The organism is Pseudomonas sp. NPDC096950 (genome assembly GCF_044762525.1).
In the GTDB taxonomy this organism is placed as follows: domain Bacteria; phylum Pseudomonadota; class Gammaproteobacteria; order Pseudomonadales; family Pseudomonadaceae; genus Aquipseudomonas.
Window position 1 is genome coordinate 295,198 of the sequence record NZ_JBIWEL010000002.1, and the last position, 14,069, is coordinate 309,266.

13 protein-coding genes are annotated in these 14,069 nt (G+C 61.2%); 9 read left to right on the forward strand and 4 right to left on the reverse strand.

From position 1 onward, the window contains the following. Nucleotides 1-4: 4 nt before the first annotated feature. Both ACIQY3_RS05850 and ACIQY3_RS05855 read left to right on the forward strand, forming a co-directional pair. Entirely contained in the window at nucleotides 5-169 is a 165-nt protein-coding gene (locus ACIQY3_RS05850; RefSeq protein WP_403017959.1) for a hypothetical protein, read from the forward strand. Nucleotides 170-270: 101 nt separating this feature from the next. Further along, entirely contained in the window at nucleotides 271-1,134 is an 864-nt protein-coding gene (locus tag ACIQY3_RS05855; RefSeq protein WP_403017960.1) for a DMT family transporter, read from the forward strand. Between the two features lie 36 nt (nucleotides 1,135-1,170). Here ACIQY3_RS05855 and ACIQY3_RS05860 read toward each other — a convergent pair whose 3' ends face one another. The 4 genes from ACIQY3_RS05860 to ACIQY3_RS05875 form a co-directional block, all read right to left on the reverse strand. Then, nucleotides 1,171-2,112, reverse strand: coding sequence for a LysR family transcriptional regulator (locus ACIQY3_RS05860; RefSeq protein WP_054615823.1), 942 nt, complete (start codon nucleotides 2,110-2,112; stop codon nucleotides 1,171-1,173). 69 nt (nucleotides 2,113-2,181) lie between these two features. Next, the gene (locus ACIQY3_RS05865; protein WP_403017961.1) at nucleotides 2,182-3,711 is read right to left on the reverse strand and encodes a tripartite tricarboxylate transporter permease; all 1,530 of its coding nucleotides are present in this window, start codon (nucleotides 3,709-3,711) and stop codon (nucleotides 2,182-2,184) included. After that, nucleotides 3,708-4,241: a tripartite tricarboxylate transporter TctB family protein gene (locus tag ACIQY3_RS05870; protein ID WP_403017962.1), complete on the reverse strand. Its 534-nt coding sequence runs from the start codon at nucleotides 4,239-4,241 to the stop codon at nucleotides 3,708-3,710. Before ACIQY3_RS05870 ends, ACIQY3_RS05865 begins: the two co-directional genes overlap by 4 nt. 34 nt (nucleotides 4,242-4,275) lie before the next feature. Beyond that, nucleotides 4,276-5,289 carry a Bug family tripartite tricarboxylate transporter substrate binding protein gene (locus tag ACIQY3_RS05875; protein ID WP_403017963.1) on the reverse strand — a complete coding sequence of 338 codons (1,014 nt, stop codon included), beginning with the start codon at nucleotides 5,287-5,289 and terminating at the stop codon, nucleotides 4,276-4,278. Between the two features lie 380 nt (nucleotides 5,290-5,669). Between ACIQY3_RS05875 and ACIQY3_RS05880 the strand changes: the two genes are divergently transcribed. The 7 genes from ACIQY3_RS05880 to ACIQY3_RS05910 all read left to right on the forward strand — a co-directional run bounded on the left by ACIQY3_RS05880 (nucleotide 5,670) and on the right by ACIQY3_RS05910 (nucleotide 13,916). Further along, a complete protein-coding gene (locus tag ACIQY3_RS05880) occupies nucleotides 5,670-7,010 on the forward strand; it encodes an MFS transporter (protein WP_403017964.1) in 1,341 nt (446 codons plus the stop codon). Next, entirely contained in the window at nucleotides 7,003-7,959 is a 957-nt protein-coding gene (locus ACIQY3_RS05885; protein ID WP_403017965.1) for an amidohydrolase family protein, read from the forward strand. The genes ACIQY3_RS05880 and ACIQY3_RS05885 overlap by 8 nt, the downstream gene beginning before the upstream one ends. Beyond that, complete coding sequence (locus tag ACIQY3_RS05890; protein WP_403017966.1) at nucleotides 7,956-8,960, forward strand: 4-hydroxythreonine-4-phosphate dehydrogenase PdxA; 1,005 nt, start codon at nucleotides 7,956-7,958, stop codon at nucleotides 8,958-8,960. The genes ACIQY3_RS05885 and ACIQY3_RS05890 overlap by 4 nt, the downstream gene beginning before the upstream one ends. Before the next feature lie 328 nt (nucleotides 8,961-9,288). Then, nucleotides 9,289-10,464, forward strand: coding sequence for an L-rhamnonate dehydratase (locus ACIQY3_RS05895; protein ID WP_054049072.1), 1,176 nt, complete (start codon nucleotides 9,289-9,291; stop codon nucleotides 10,462-10,464). Between the two features lie 55 nt (nucleotides 10,465-10,519). Next, on the forward strand, nucleotides 10,520-11,515 hold the full coding sequence (gene araD1 / locus ACIQY3_RS05900) for an AraD1 family protein (protein ID WP_403017967.1): 996 nt from the start codon (nucleotides 10,520-10,522) through the stop codon (nucleotides 11,513-11,515). A gap of 154 nt (nucleotides 11,516-11,669) precedes the next feature. Further along, nucleotides 11,670-13,250 (forward strand): aldehyde dehydrogenase (NADP(+)), encoded by a 1,581-nt coding sequence (locus ACIQY3_RS05905; RefSeq protein ID WP_403017968.1) that lies wholly within the window; start codon nucleotides 11,670-11,672, stop codon nucleotides 13,248-13,250. Between the two features lie 363 nt (nucleotides 13,251-13,613). Beyond that, nucleotides 13,614-13,916 carry a hypothetical protein gene (locus tag ACIQY3_RS05910; RefSeq protein ID WP_403017969.1) on the forward strand — a complete coding sequence of 101 codons (303 nt, stop codon included), beginning with the start codon at nucleotides 13,614-13,616 and terminating at the stop codon, nucleotides 13,914-13,916. The last annotated feature ends 153 nt before the right edge of the window (nucleotides 13,917-14,069 follow it).

A 14,069-nucleotide genomic window follows, 5' to 3' on the forward strand; every position in this document is an offset into this window, starting at 1 on the left:
GCCCATGCCTGCATCCCACATCAACGCGGTAGTCGATTCAGCGGTCAACGCTGGCGTCGTGCCGTGCGGGATTCCGCAGCCTGCGCAGATCAGTCATTACCCCCCTCCTGTCAGTAGCACGCCGGTGTGCGCAGTCGTATCACCGCCAGGCGTCGGCATTTCGGGCTGATCAGCTTTCTCTGCTGTTCCCCCATGCCCGTCTGAAAAAAACTACTGAACTTCAGCTTCGGCTGACTTGGCTTTTATTTGCCTGATGACAGGTGGTATTTCATGTTTGTCCTTTCGAAAAAAACCGCGCTCGCGGCGGCGTCCACGAGCCTGTTCGTCTTGCTGTGGAGCAGCGGGGCGATCTTCTCCAAATGGGGCCTGGCCCACGCGTCACCCTTTGCCTTTCTGCTGTTTCGCTTCGTCATTGCCCTGTGCGGGCTGGTGCTGCTGGTGCCGTTGCTCAAGCTGAAACTGCCCAAGGGCGGCAAGCCGATGATGTATGCGATGACTACAGGCGTGGTGTTGCTGGGGGCTTATCAGATTTTCTATCTGCTGGCCTTGGACCTGAAGGTCACCCCCGGTGTGATGGCAACGATCATGGGCGTGCAGCCGATCCTCACCGTGGTGATCATGGAGCGGCAGCGCTCGCTCAGCCGAATGTTCGGCCTGGCGCTGGGGCTGGCCGGGTTGATCATGGTGGTTTACCAAGGCATCGGCCTGGCCGGGATGTCGCTGGCCGGAATGCTGTTTGGGCTGCTGGCGCTGGCGAGCATGACCTTCGGTTCGATCATGCAGAAGCAAATCACCGACAATCCCCTCGGCACGCTGCCGGTGCAGTACCTGGCCGGGTTGCTGGTCTGCGGAATCTTCGTACCGTTCCAGCCGTTCCATTTTGAACACAGCACCGGTTTTATCGTGCCGGTGTTGTGGATGGGATTGGTGGTGTCGGTGTTGGCGACATTGCTGCTGTATCGGCTGATCGCCCGGGGCAATCTGGTGAACGTCACCAGCCTGTTTTACCTGGTGCCGGCGGTGACGGCGGTGATGGATTACCTGTTCTTCGGTAATCGGCTGGCGCTGTTGAGCGTGCTGGGGATGCTGCTGATCATCGTCGGGTTGGTCTTCGTCTTCCGAAAAACCACTTGAAAACGCGAAGGCCCGGAACCCAGTTCCGGGCCTTTTTTATTTGCTCAGCGCCTGTTCGGCCCGCACCGAATTCATGAACGCCTGCATGGCCGACGATTGAATGCGATGACGCCGGGTGATTAACCCATACGGCGGCAACCGCGCTTCAAACTTGATCGGCAACACGGCGAGCAAATCACGGCCGGCATAATCCTCGACCACTGACACGGGCGTGACGCCGAGCATGTCGGTCTGCTGGATCAACGACAGCAAGGTCATGATCGACGTGGTTTCAACGATGCTGTTGGGGATGTCGACCCGCGCGTTGTGGAACACCTGATTGATGATCGCGCGCATCGGGCTTGGATGTTGTTGCAGCACCCAGGTCATGTTCTGCAACTCCGCCCAGCTCAGGTTCTTCTCTTGCGCCAGTGGATTCTGCGCGCCGGCGATCACGCACAAGGCTTCTTCACCGAGGCTGTCGAACAGCAACTCCTCGGCCCGCGCACCGGCGGGGATCCGCCCCAAAACGATATCCAGTTGATCCTGCAACAACGCCTGCACCAGCACGTCGCTGGTGTCGACCTGGATGCTCATGGACAAGCGTGGGTGGCTTTGTTTCAAGGTCGCGATGGTGCGGGTCAATAGCCCCGAGGCCAGCGCCGGAATCGCGCCGACCGCGACCCTGCCGAGGTTGCCGGATTCCAGCGCGACCAATTCTTCGCGCATGCCGCTGAGTTCGGCAAACACCATGCGCGCGTAATAAATGACGGTTTCCCCGAACGGGGTGGAGCGCATGCCCCGAGGCAGGCGTTCGAAGAGCTCGACGCCGAGCAAATCCTCGGCTTCGTGCAGCATCTTGGTCGCCGCTGGTTGGGTCATGCCGATGTGATCGGCGGCGCGGCGCAACGAGCCGAATTCCTGTAACGCCAGCATCAGCCGCAGTTGGCGCAGACGCAGTCGACTGTGGATCACGTTAGCTTCTGGAATTCGGGTCATGGGCCGTGCTCGCAAAAAAGACTGCGGCAAGCCTGACAACAAATGTCAGGCGTTGCCAGCATTGCCGTGTCACAGCACCGATTTGGTTTTGCTGACCGGTGGTTTGCGCAGGCCCGTCAACGCCCCAAGCACTTTGGAAATCAACGGCCAGAACAGCATCAGCAGGGCTGCCGTGGTCAGGCTGCCCACCAGCCCATTGGACCAGAAAATCCCCAGGTGGCCGTCGGAGAACAGCATCGACTGGCGAAACGCATCTTCAGCCTTGTCGCCCAGCACGGCGGCCAGCACCAGCGGTGCGATCGGGTAGCCGAGTTTCTTGAACAGATAACCCAGCGCGCCGAAGCCCAGCATCAGCACCACGTCGAAGAACGAGTTATGCACCGAGTAAGCGCCGATGGCGCAGACCATGATGATAATCGGCGCAATGATCGAGAACGGAATGCGCAGGATCGAGGCGAACAGCGGCACGGTGGCCAACACCACAATCAGGCTCACCACGTTACCCAAGTACATGCTGGCGATCAGGCCCCAGACAAAATCATGCTGCTCGACGAACAACGTCGGGCCTGGGTGCAGGCCCCAGATCATCAAGCCACCGAGCATCACCGCGGCGGTCGCCGAGCCTGGAATGCCCAGGGTCAGCATCGGCAGCAGGGCGCTGGTGCCAGCGGCGTGGTCGGCGGTTTCCGGGGCGATCACGCCTTCGAGCTCACCCTTGCCGAAGTTGTCGCGGTTCTTCGAGAAACGCCGGGCCAGGCTGTAGCTCATGAACGAGGCAGCGGTCGGCCCGCCGGGGGTAATGCCCATCCAGCAACCGACCAACGTGCTGCGCACAATCGTCCACCAGTAACGCGGCAACTTGGCCCAGGTGCGCAGGATGATCATCGGCGTGATCCGCGCATGCTCGCCGCGAAACACCAGACCTTCTTCGACGGTGCAAAGGATTTCACCGATGCCGAACAGGCCGATCACCGCCACTTCGAAACTGATGCCGGTCATCAATGCCGGTTGATCGAAGGTCAGGCGCAGGTTGCCAGACACGGTGTCCATGCCGACCGCCGCCATGGCGAAACCGATCATCATCGCCACCACGGTTTTCAGCGGCGGGTTCTTGCTCATGCCGATAAAGGTGCAGAACGCCAACAGGTACACCGCGAAGAACTCCGGCGAACTGAACGACATGGCGAACGCCGCGATCCGGGTCGAGAGGAACGTCAGCAACAACACCCCGGCCAGCGCGCCGATCAGGGCCGAGCTGAAGGCCGCGGTCAGTGCTTCGGCGGCGCGACCTTCCCGGGCCATCGGGTAGCCGTCGAACGTGGTCGCCACCGATGAGGGCTCCCCGGGGATGTTGAACAGGATCGAGGTGATCGAGCCGCCGAACAGCGCGCCCCAATACATGCACGACAACAGGATGATCGCCGACACCGGAGACATCGTGAAGGTCAGCGGCAACAGCAATGCCACGCCATTCGGGGCGCCTAGGCCGGGCAATACGCCGACCAGGATGCCCAGCAGCACGCCGATCACCATCAGGCCGATGTGGCCCGGGGTCAGGATCAGGTTCATGCCTTGCAGCAGGGAATCGAACTCGCTCATTTGAAATTTCTCCCGGCCAGGGCAATCCAGTCGCCCATCGGGCCGGCATCCAGCGGGACCTTGAACCACAACGCGAAAATCAGGTAACTGGCGAGCACTGCACCGAGTGACACCGTGCCGATCATCCACTTGCCATAGGGTTTGACCCGGACCTTGTCGCGCCACATGAACCAGGCGATGAAACAGGCCGAGGACACGTAGATGCCGGTGAACGGCATCGCACCGACGAACAGCGCAATCGGGACGAACACCGACACCACTTGCTTGAACGCGCTACGGCTGACAAACGCAATGCCCAGGGCTTGCCAGCGCACCACGGTCAATACGCCGTTGGCCACGCTGGCGGCGCTCAGCATCAGGCCGATGTAGAAGGGGAAGTAACCCGGCTCGGGGCCGGAATCGCCCCAGCCGATACCTTGTTCGACGCTGCCGAACATCACCACCACGCCGATCAGCGCGGTGAAGACTGCCAGGCCGAGTTCGACCCAGCGGGTGCCGACCAGCGCCGGTGAATCCGAAGAATGGGACATGAAAGCACCTCCAGAGGTGACGGCCGTGGACAACTCAGTTTTTCAGCCAGCCGGCTTCTTTGAAGACCGGCGTGACCCGGGCTGTGTCCTTTTCAATGTAGGCGGTCAGCGGCTCGCCTTCGAGGAAGGTCGGCACCAGCGCGTTCTGTTTGACGTAGGCCTTGAACTCCGGGGTCTCGGTGACTTTGCGCATCAGCTCGACATAGAACGCCCGCTGCTCGGCAGTGACGTCGCCGGGCATGAACACGGTGCGCGGGAAGCGGTACTGATCGATTCCCAGGCCCTGTTCGTGGCAGGTCGGAACGTCGGCCCAGGATTTGTCGCCCGCTACCTTCTCGGTGTAGGCCATGCGTTCCTTACTGAAAACGCACAGCGGTTCGACCTGGTCGCCGCGCCATTGGCTGATGCTTTCGCTGGGGTTGTTGACGTTGGCGGCGATGTGTTTGCCGGCCAGTTGGGTCGCGGCTTCACTGCCGCTCTTGAACGGGATGTACACCAGTTTGCTATGGGTGGTCTGGTTCAGCAGCAGGGTCAGGGTCTGGTCGACATCCTTGGACTGGCTGCCGCCCATGCGCAGGTTCGACGGGTCAGCCTTGACCGCTTCATAAAAGCCTTTGGCATCCTTCCACGGCGCATCCTTGTAACTCCAGAGGATGAAGTCATCTTCGGCCAGGGCCGCGACGGGGGTCAGTTCTTGCCATTGATAACCAAGCTTGGACACCAGCGGCAACAGGTAGATGTTGTTGGTGCCGATCACCAGTTTTTCCGGGTCGCCCTTGTTCATTTTCAGGTCGAGGAATGCTTCGGCGCCATTGCCGCCGCCCTTGTTGAGGACGATGGTATTTACGTCGAGGAACTTGTGGGTGGTGATGATCGACTGGATCAGCCGGCCAAGTTGATCAGTGCCGCCACCGGGACCGCCGGCCACGACGATTTCGACATTCTTGTCCGGTTGCCAGGCGTAAGCGAGAGCGGGAAGGGCGCCGGCGGCGACCAGCGTGCAGCCAAGAAACAGACGGGATGTGCGACGGACGAATGCATTTCGCATGGAAGGGCCTCGTTTTTTTGTAGTTGTTATAAGTGGCTTGTCGACGCTTGGAAGCTGCAAGCCTGGCCTGAGTGTGTGAAGGACCGGGGTCGGCGTCTAGTCAAAACAATACATACACCGATAGCCTGGGGTTATAGGTCAAGGCAGGCAAATCGGTGATTCCCGCTGAAGGCTTTGCGCCAGAGCCTTTTGAGAGGAAAGTCGTTGAAAGCGGCCCGGCGTAAAACACCCAGAAAACAGGGCTTGCCATAACCCGAGGCTATCGCCGTATCTCAATCATTGATTAGACGGTTATCAGCCAGCCTTCGATAGTGCTCATCAGCGCCGCCCTGAAGCGGCAATGCGGTATCACACAAAAATAATAAATCGAGGTACGCACCATGGCTCGTCCCAGTGCTTCCCTGCATCTGCCCGGCGCAGTTGCCCAACCGATCACAGCCGCCGTGCCGTTGGCCGTCACCAGCAAGGCCAGCAGTGTTCGCTGGCGGATCTTCGCGATCATTTTCGCGTTGACCATGGTTAATCTGATCGACCGGGTATCGCTGTCGATTGCGATGCCGACCATTGCCCACGAATTTTCCCTCTCGCCGAGCATGCAAGGGCTGATCCTCAGCAGCTTTTTCTGGGCCTATGCGCTGTTGCAGATTCCGGGCGGCTGGATGATCGATCGCTTCGGGCCGCACCGGGTGATCAGTTGGTCCACGGGGTTGTGGGGCACGTTCCAGGTCATCGCCGCATTCGCCACGGGCGGTTTGTCGTTGCTGTTCGCCCGTGTCGCACTCGGTGCGGCGGAAGCGCCGTTGTTCCCCTCGGGCGGCAAACTGATTTCCCTGTGGCTGGCGCCAAGCGAGCGCAGTCGCGGTGCGGTGCTGATGGACAGCGGCAGCCCGTTGGGCGTGGCGCTCGGCGGGTTGATCATTGCCTACCTGATCGCTTCGCTGGATTCATGGCGTCTGGCGTTTGTGATCGCCGGCATCGCGACATTGGTGCTGGCCTGGCTGGCGCGGCGTTATCTGCGGGATGACCCGGCGACCCATCCGCAGGTGAATGCCGAAGAACTCGAGAAGATCAACGCCGGCCGCGCGACCCCGGCTGCCGAAGCGGCGCGGGTGCCGGTCAAAGGGCTGGGCATTGCCGCCCGTTCGTTGAGTGGCCTGCTGATCGGTCGGGCCAGTTGGGCGATGGTTTATTTCGGCCTGCTGACCTGGGGGCCGAGTTATCTGGCGCAGGCCCGCGGTTTTGATATTAAGGGGATTGGTGCGGCTACGTTTGTGATCTTTGTGTGCGGTGCGCTGGGCTCGTTGACTGGCGGTTTCCTTTGCGACGGGTTGATCCGCAAAGGCGTCAGCCGTGGCGTGGCGGTCAAGAGCCTGCTGGCGTTTTCCGGTCTGGTGGCCCTTGGCGCGTTCCTGTTGTTGCCGACCCTTAGCAATCCTTTTGCGGCTGTGGCGTTGTTGGCCATGACCGCGTTTTTTCTTATGTGGGGCAGCCTCTACTGGAGCTTCCCGGCGTTGCTGGCGGCACCGGCGCGGGTCGGTTTGATCGGTGGCGTGATGAACATGGCCGGCAGCACCGGCGGTATCGCGGTGCCGATTCTGGTGGGGATCATTCTGCAAATGGCCGGTGGGTTTGCGCCGGTGCTGGGGTTCTTCGCGGTGTGCTCGGCAGTCTTCGTTTTGGCAACGTTGTTCATCAGTCTGGACGAGGTGCGTTATGGGTGAGCATTGGAACGGCCCGATCATCGACGCCCATCATCACTTCTGGGACCCGTCGATCAATGATCATCCGTGGCTGGCGCCGGAGGCCAACATCCCGTTTCGCTACGGTGACTACAGCGCGATCAAGCGTCGCTATTTCCCCGAGGATTATTTCGCCGATGCCGGCTCTCACAACGTCGTGCAAACGGTGTACATCGAGACCGAATGGAACCCGCAGGACCCAATTGGCGAAACCCGTTTTATCGAAGGTTTGGCCGCTCGTTATGGCGTGCCGAACGCGATCGTTGCGCAAGCCTGGCTCGATCACCCGGACGCCATCGCGGTGCTCACCGAGCAAGCCAGTTTCAAGTGCGTGCGCAGCGTTCGGCACAAACCCGGTGGCCCGACCGCGCCGGGGCAGGTCGGCCATCTGCGCAGCCTGATGAGCGACGAACACTGGCGCCGCAGCTATGCCGCACTGCAAGGGCTGGGTCTGCATTTCGACTTGCAGACACCCTGGTGGAACCTGCACGAAGCCGAGCGGCTGGCCCGGGATTTTCCCGGCACCACGCTGATTCTCAACCACGCCGGTTTGCCCAGCGACCGCAGTGCCGAAGGCCTCGCCGGTTGGCGCCTGGCGATGGCGCGCCTGGCCGAGTGGCCGAACGTGCAGGTGAAAATTTCCGGCCTCGGCCAGGGTGGCCAGGCGTGGCGCGCCAAAGACAATGCCTGGATCGTGCGCGAAGTGATTGCGATGTTCGGCAGCGAGCGGGCGATGTTCGCCAGCAACTTCCCGGTGGACAGTTTGTGCGGCTCGTTCGACGCCATTTACAGCGGTTTCAAATCCATCGTTGCTGACCGGCCATACGCCGATCAGGAGCGACTGTTCTACAGCAACGCGCAGCGGGTTTATCGCTGCGAACCTTGCGCCATTGACCGGACATGGCCTGACGCCTTGAGGAGTGAAGCATGAACAAAACCACCATCGCCATGGTCCTGGGGGACCCGGCGGGCATCGGCCCGGAACTGATCGCACGCCTGCTCGGCGAGCCAGCTGTGCGCAGCCAGGCGAACGTGATCCTGATTGCCGACGAGGCCGAAATGCAGCGCGGCATGCGCATCGCTGGCGTGACGTTTCCCTATAAGCGCGTGGAGTCGCTGGACGCGCTGTCGTTCGTTGATGACACGCCGCTGTTCTACGACTTTCGCGGCGACACCCTCGGTGAATTCCCGCGCAGTGAGGCCAGTGTGATTGGCGGCCGCTACAGCCTCGACACCCTGGAAAAAGCCCTGCGCCTGACCGAGGCCGGCACCACCAATGCGGTGCTGTTCGGGCCGCTGAACAAGACCTCGCTGCACATGGCCGGCATGGCGCACAACGACGAGCTGCACTGGTTCGCCGAGTTGCTGGATTTCCACGGTCCATTCTGCGAATTCAACGTGCTCGACAATCTCTGGACGTCCCGGGTGACTTCCCACGTGGCCTTGGCCGAAGTGCCGGGGATGCTCAGCCAGGCGCGGGTGGTGGAAGCGATTCAATTGATCGACACCGCGCTCAAGCGCAACGGCCTGGAAAAACCGCGCATCGGCGTGTGCGGCTTGAACCCGCACAACGGCGACAACGGTTCGTTCGGGCGCGAAGAACTGGACATCATTGGTCCTGCGGTGCGTTCGGCCCAGGCGTTGGGTATTGCGGCTGAAGGGCCGTATCCGGGGGACACGATTTTCCTCAAGGTCCAGGGCGACGCCAGTGCCTTCGACGCGGTCGTGACGATGTACCACGACCAGGGGCAGATCGCGATCAAGTTGATGGGCTTCTCCCGTGGCGTGACGGTGCAGGGCGGCTTGCCGATCCCGATCACCACCCCGGCCCACGGCACCGCGTTTGATATCGCGGGGCAGGGCAAGGCGAACGTCGGTGCGATCCGCCAGGCGTTCGAAATTGCTTGCCGGATGGGCACCAACAACTACTGAAAACCATGCAAATCCCCCACCCATCCCTGTGGGAGCGGGCTTGCTCGCGAAGAGGCCGTGTCAGGCGACATCAATGTCGACTGATACGGCCCTTTCGCGAGCAAGCCCGCTCCCACATTTTTTTTGTGTGAGGGCTGATAACCCTATCTACCGGATATTCGCTTTTTCCTATCACCCCAGGTTATCGCCGGATACGCATAAGTGATTATCCGCCGCCCCCACGCGCTGGCTAAAGTCGGCCCATCGAATGACCAGAACCGGCCGCCCGAGCGGTTCTGCGCAGCGACTCAACAACTACAAAAAGCCGGCAGCGCAAGGAACTGTATTCATGAAAATCAAAGCAATCCGTACCCGCGTTTTCGAGTGGAAAGGCAAAGTCGTCCCACCGCAAGCGCACTTCTGCACCAACGCCAGCGACATCCTGTTCGAGCGCGGCGATGCCATGGGCTCGTTCCGTTTCCACGGCTGGCTGGTGGTTGAAGTCGAGACCGACACCGGTCTCGTCGGCATCGGTAACTGCGCCCTGGCGCCCCGTGTGGCCAAGGAAATCATCGACACCTACCTGGCGCCCATTGCCATCGGCGAAGACCCGTTCGACAACGAATACATCTGGCAGAAGATGTACCGCCAGAGCCACGCCTGGGGCCGCAAAGGCATCGGCATGGCGGCGATCTCGGCGATCGACATCGCGATCTGGGACATCATGGGCAAAGCCGTCAACAAACCGGTGTTCAAACTGCTCGGTGGCCGCACCAAGGAAAAGATCTGGACCTACGCCTCCAAGCTCTACGCCAACGACAACCTCGACCTGTTTCTCGAAGAAGCCCAGGGCTATCTCAACCAAGGCTTCACCGCGCTGAAAATGCGTTTCGGCTATGGCCCGAAAGACGGTCCGGCGGGTATGCGCAAGAACATCGAACAGGTGCGCGCCCTGCGTAACCTCGCCGGTCCCGACATCGACATCATGCTCGAATGCTACATGGGCTGGACCCTGGAATATGCGCGCCGCATGTTGCCCAAACTTGCTGAATTCGAACCGCGCTGGCTGGAAGAACCGGTGATCGCCGATGACATCGAGGGTTACATCGAGCTGAAGAAAATGGGGATCATGCCGATCTCCGGCGGCGAGCACGAGTTCACTTCCTACGGCTTCAAAGACCTGCTGGAACGCCGCGCCGTGGACGTGATCCAGTACGACACCAACCGCGTCGGCGGCATCACCGCAGCACGCAAGATCAACGCCCTGGCCGAAGCCTGGTCGGTGCCGGTCATCCCCCACGCCGGGCAGATGCACAACTACCACCTGACCATGTCCACCACCGCCTCACCGATGGCCGAGTTCTTCCCGGTGTTCGACGTCGAAGTCGGCAACGAACTCTTCTACTACGTGTTCAAGGGCGAGCCGCAACCGGTCAACGGCTACATCCAGCTCGACGACAACACGCCGGGTCTGGGCCTGGAAATCTCCGATGAGTATTTGAGCGACTTCAACATCATCGAGTGATCTTTCAAGCGCCGCAGTTCAGCGGCGCTATCCATGACTTTCTGGAGGGCCGGACATGCGCCTGATTCAATTTGAAAACACCGCCGGAGAACGCCAGGTTGGCCTCGTCGAGGGTTCACAGGTCCAGGTGCTGAACGGCACCCGCAGCACCCGTGAACTGGCGCTCGCGGCGATCCGTGGGCAACGTAGCCTGCAAGATGAAGTCAGTTGGCGCGGTACCGAGCCGGGCCCGGATTACCTGCAACTGTTGCAACAGGGCCGCGTGTTGCCGCCGCTGGATCACGAAGACCCGGCCCATTGCCTGATCAGCGGCACCGGCCTGACCCATTTGGGCAGCGCCTCAGCGCGAGACAAAATGCACCAGCAGGACGGCGCCGTTGAAGCCGGCATGACCGACACCATGCGCATTTTCAAATGGGGGCTGGAGGGCGGCAAACCGGCCGCCGGGCAGGTCGGTGCACAACCGGAATGGTTCTATAAAGGTGACGGTAATATCGTCGTGCGCCCCGGCGCAGACTTCCCGGTGCCGCCGTTTGCCGAAGACGCCGGCGAAGAACCGGAGCTGACCGGCCTGTATGTGATTGGCGATGACGGCCAGCCGTATCGCCTCGGTTATGCCCTGGGCAACGAGTTCTCCGACCATGTGATGGAGCGGCGCAATTACCTGTACCTCGCGCACTCCAAACTGCGCTTCTGCGCCTACGGCCCGGAGTTGCGCGTCGGTGAATTGCCCAAGCACCTGGCGGGTACCAGCCGCATCGTGCGCAACGGCGAAACCCTCTGGGAAAAGGAATTTCTCAGCGGCGAAGACAACATGTGCCACAGCCTCGCCAACCTCGAATTCCACCACTTCAAATACGCGCAGTTTCTGCGTCCGGGCGATGTCCACGTGCACTACTTTGGCACCGCCACGCTGTCGTTTGCCGACGGCGTCAAAACCCAGCCCGGCGACCGCTTCCAGATCAGCCTCGCCGAATTCGGCGCCCCCCTGGAAAACGGCATCGGCGAAAGCGCCCAGCCGTTGGCTATCGGACAGGTTCGAGCGCTTTAAGTGTGGAACCTGAGTCAGGCGCTCATTTGAAAGGCTTGAAGATCAGCTCCCTTTCCCCCTCTCCCCTATGGGGAGAGGGCTGGGGTGAGGGGTGGATCTTAAATCCTCCAACATCTTCAACCACAGGCGCAGTCAGCCGGTGAAGGAACCCCCAATGACCACTCTCCTCGGACACAACTACATCGGCCCCCACCGCAGCGCCAAAGGCACCGTGCAACTGCAAAGCCTCGACGCTACCACCGGCGAACCACTACCAGGCACTTTCTTCCAGGCCACCGAAGCCGAAGTGGACGCCGCCGCCCAAGCTGCCGCCTCCGCCTACCCGATCTACCGCAACCTGAGCGCTGAAAAACGCGCGACGTTCCTCGACGCCATCGCCGATGAAATCGATGGCCTGGGCGATGAATTTGTCGCCACCGTGTGCCGCGAAACTGCATTGCCGGCCGGACGCATCCAGGGTGAACGCGGGCGCACCAGCGGTCAGCTGCGACTGTTCGCCAACGTCCTACGTCGCGGTGACTTCTATGGCGCGCGCATCGACCGTGCCTTGCCGGAACGTCAGCCTTTACCGCGCCCGGACATTCGTCAGTACCAGATCGCGCTCGGGCCAGTCGCCGTGTTTGGCGCCAGCAACTTTCCACTCGCATTTTCCACGGCGGGCGGCGATACCGCGTCGGCACTGGCCGCCGGGTGCCCGGTGGTGTTCAAGGCCCACAGCGGCCATATGGCAACCGCCGAATGGGTCGCGGACGCGATCCTGCGCGCCGCCGAGCGCACCGGCATGCCGGCCGGGGTGTTCAACATGATTTATGGCGGGGGTGTCGGCGAATGGCTGGTCAAACACCCGGCGATTCAAGCCGTGGGCTTCACCGGTTCGCTCAAGGGTGGCAATGCCCTGAGCCACATGGCCGCGACCCGGCCGCAGCCGATCCCGGTATTCGCCGAGATGTCGAGCATCAACCCGGTGTTCCTGCTGCCTGAAGCCCTGGCGGTGCGCGGCGAGCAGATTGCCGCGCAACTGGCGGGTTCGGTCACGCTGGGGTGTGGCCAGTTCTGCACCAATCCAGGCCTGGTGATCGGCCTGCGCTCGCCGCAGTTCAGCGCGTTCCTGCAGCAGTTTTGCGCGCATATGAATCAGCAACCGGCGCAAACCATGCTCAATGCCGGCGCACTGATCAGCTACGGTCTGGGTCTTGGTGCGTTGCACGAACATCCGGGGCTAACGCACCTGGCGGGCCAACCGCAGCAGGGCGGACAGGCTCAGCCGCAAGTGTTCAAGGCTGATGTCAGCCTGTTGCTCAAGGGTGATGAACTGCTTCAGGAAGAAGTTTTCGGGCCGACCACTATCGTCATCGAAGTCGAGGATCAGGCGCAGTTGGCGGCAGCGCTTCAGGGCTTGCGCGGGCAGCTCACAGCGACGCTGATTGGCGAGGCGGACGAATTGCTCGAGTACCGCTGGCTGGCGGAAATGCTTCAGGAAAAGGTCGGGCGGATTCTGCTCAACGGTTACCCGACCGGCGTGGAGGTTTGCGATGCGATGGTGCATGGCGGGCCGTACCCGGCGACGTCGGATTCTCGCGGAACGTCGGTGGGGACACTGGCGATCAGTCGTTTCCTGCGGCCGGTGTGTTTCCAGAATTATCCGGACGCGCTGCTGCCCGAAGCGTTGCAGAGCGCCAATCCGTTGGGGATTCGGCGGTTGGTGGATGGGGAGATAAGTGCGCAGGCGTTGTAGTCCTTGGCGGCGTTTGTGCGGGAGGGAAAGAGCGGTCCTACGGCGGGTGTAGCAGGTGACGCGGCGGCGCACAACTTTCCAAGACGTTTCCTACGACGTACCCTGTTGCCGCGTTTTGGTATCGACCTCTATAGTTTTGGTTCGCGGAAAACACCGCGAAATGACCTTGGCCGGTCGATCATCAAAACGCATCAGCGTCATTGTTCAGGCATGTTTCATGTCTGGATGCTGTGTTATGGCAGCTGTGCGCGGGATACCTTCGGGTGTGCCGGTTTGATGGGTGCCGGTCGGCCAACCCGTACACAGCTGCCACCTTTTTCGCTTGGCCGCGGACTTGAGGTAGCCTTATTTGGAGTTTTACCCATGCACGACCAAATCATGCCGCGTTACCTCCCCATCGACACCTACGACGCCGACCATCCAGTCCTCTACATCAACACCCACCGAGAACTCAGCGACATCGCCGCGTGCGCCATGCACCGGTTCACGGTGATTCGCGACCTGACCGACACCCTGACCAGCCTCAACCTCACCGGCATTTCCGACTGCGACCTGACCCGCGTCACCCGCGCAATGCACCTGCTGGCGCGGGAAGGCTGCGCGATGCTCAATGTGGTCCAGGCCCGGGCGCGTCAGCGCGAAGACGGCTACAAAGCGACGGTATAGCGACAAACACACAGTGATGGTGTGAACACCAGAGATCAAATGTGGGAGCGGGCTTGCTCGCGAAAGCGGTGTGCCATTCAATATTAATGTCGACTGACACGGCCTCTTCGCGAGCAAGCCCGCTCCCACAGGGTTATCACTTGGCTACAGATC

Excerpts from the sequence above, each read along its gene's own strand:
- ACIQY3_RS05850 (WP_403017959.1), top strand. The coding sequence starts at position 5 with ATGCCTGCATCCCACATCAACGCGGTAGTCGATTCAGCGGTCAACGCT.
- ACIQY3_RS05855 (WP_403017960.1), top strand. The coding sequence starts at position 271 with ATGTTTGTCCTTTCGAAAAAAACCGCGCTCGCGGCGGCGTCCACGAGC.
- ACIQY3_RS05860 (WP_054615823.1), bottom strand. The coding sequence starts at position 2,112 with ATGACCCGAATTCCAGAAGCTAACGTGATCCACAGTCGACTGCGTCTG.
- ACIQY3_RS05865 (WP_403017961.1), bottom strand. The coding sequence starts at position 3,711 with ATGAGCGAGTTCGATTCCCTGCTGCAAGGCATGAACCTGATCCTGACC.
- ACIQY3_RS05870 (WP_403017962.1), bottom strand. The coding sequence starts at position 4,241 with ATGTCCCATTCTTCGGATTCACCGGCGCTGGTCGGCACCCGCTGGGTC.
- ACIQY3_RS05875 (WP_403017963.1), bottom strand. The coding sequence starts at position 5,289 with ATGCGAAATGCATTCGTCCGTCGCACATCCCGTCTGTTTCTTGGCTGC.
- ACIQY3_RS05880 (WP_403017964.1), top strand. The coding sequence starts at position 5,670 with ATGGCTCGTCCCAGTGCTTCCCTGCATCTGCCCGGCGCAGTTGCCCAA.
- ACIQY3_RS05885 (WP_403017965.1), top strand. The coding sequence starts at position 7,003 with ATGGGTGAGCATTGGAACGGCCCGATCATCGACGCCCATCATCACTTC.
- ACIQY3_RS05890 (WP_403017966.1), top strand. The coding sequence starts at position 7,956 with ATGAACAAAACCACCATCGCCATGGTCCTGGGGGACCCGGCGGGCATC.
- ACIQY3_RS05895 (WP_054049072.1), top strand. The coding sequence starts at position 9,289 with ATGAAAATCAAAGCAATCCGTACCCGCGTTTTCGAGTGGAAAGGCAAA.
- araD1 (WP_403017967.1), top strand. The coding sequence starts at position 10,520 with ATGCGCCTGATTCAATTTGAAAACACCGCCGGAGAACGCCAGGTTGGC.
- ACIQY3_RS05905 (WP_403017968.1), top strand. The coding sequence starts at position 11,670 with ATGACCACTCTCCTCGGACACAACTACATCGGCCCCCACCGCAGCGCC.
- ACIQY3_RS05910 (WP_403017969.1), top strand. The coding sequence starts at position 13,614 with ATGCACGACCAAATCATGCCGCGTTACCTCCCCATCGACACCTACGAC.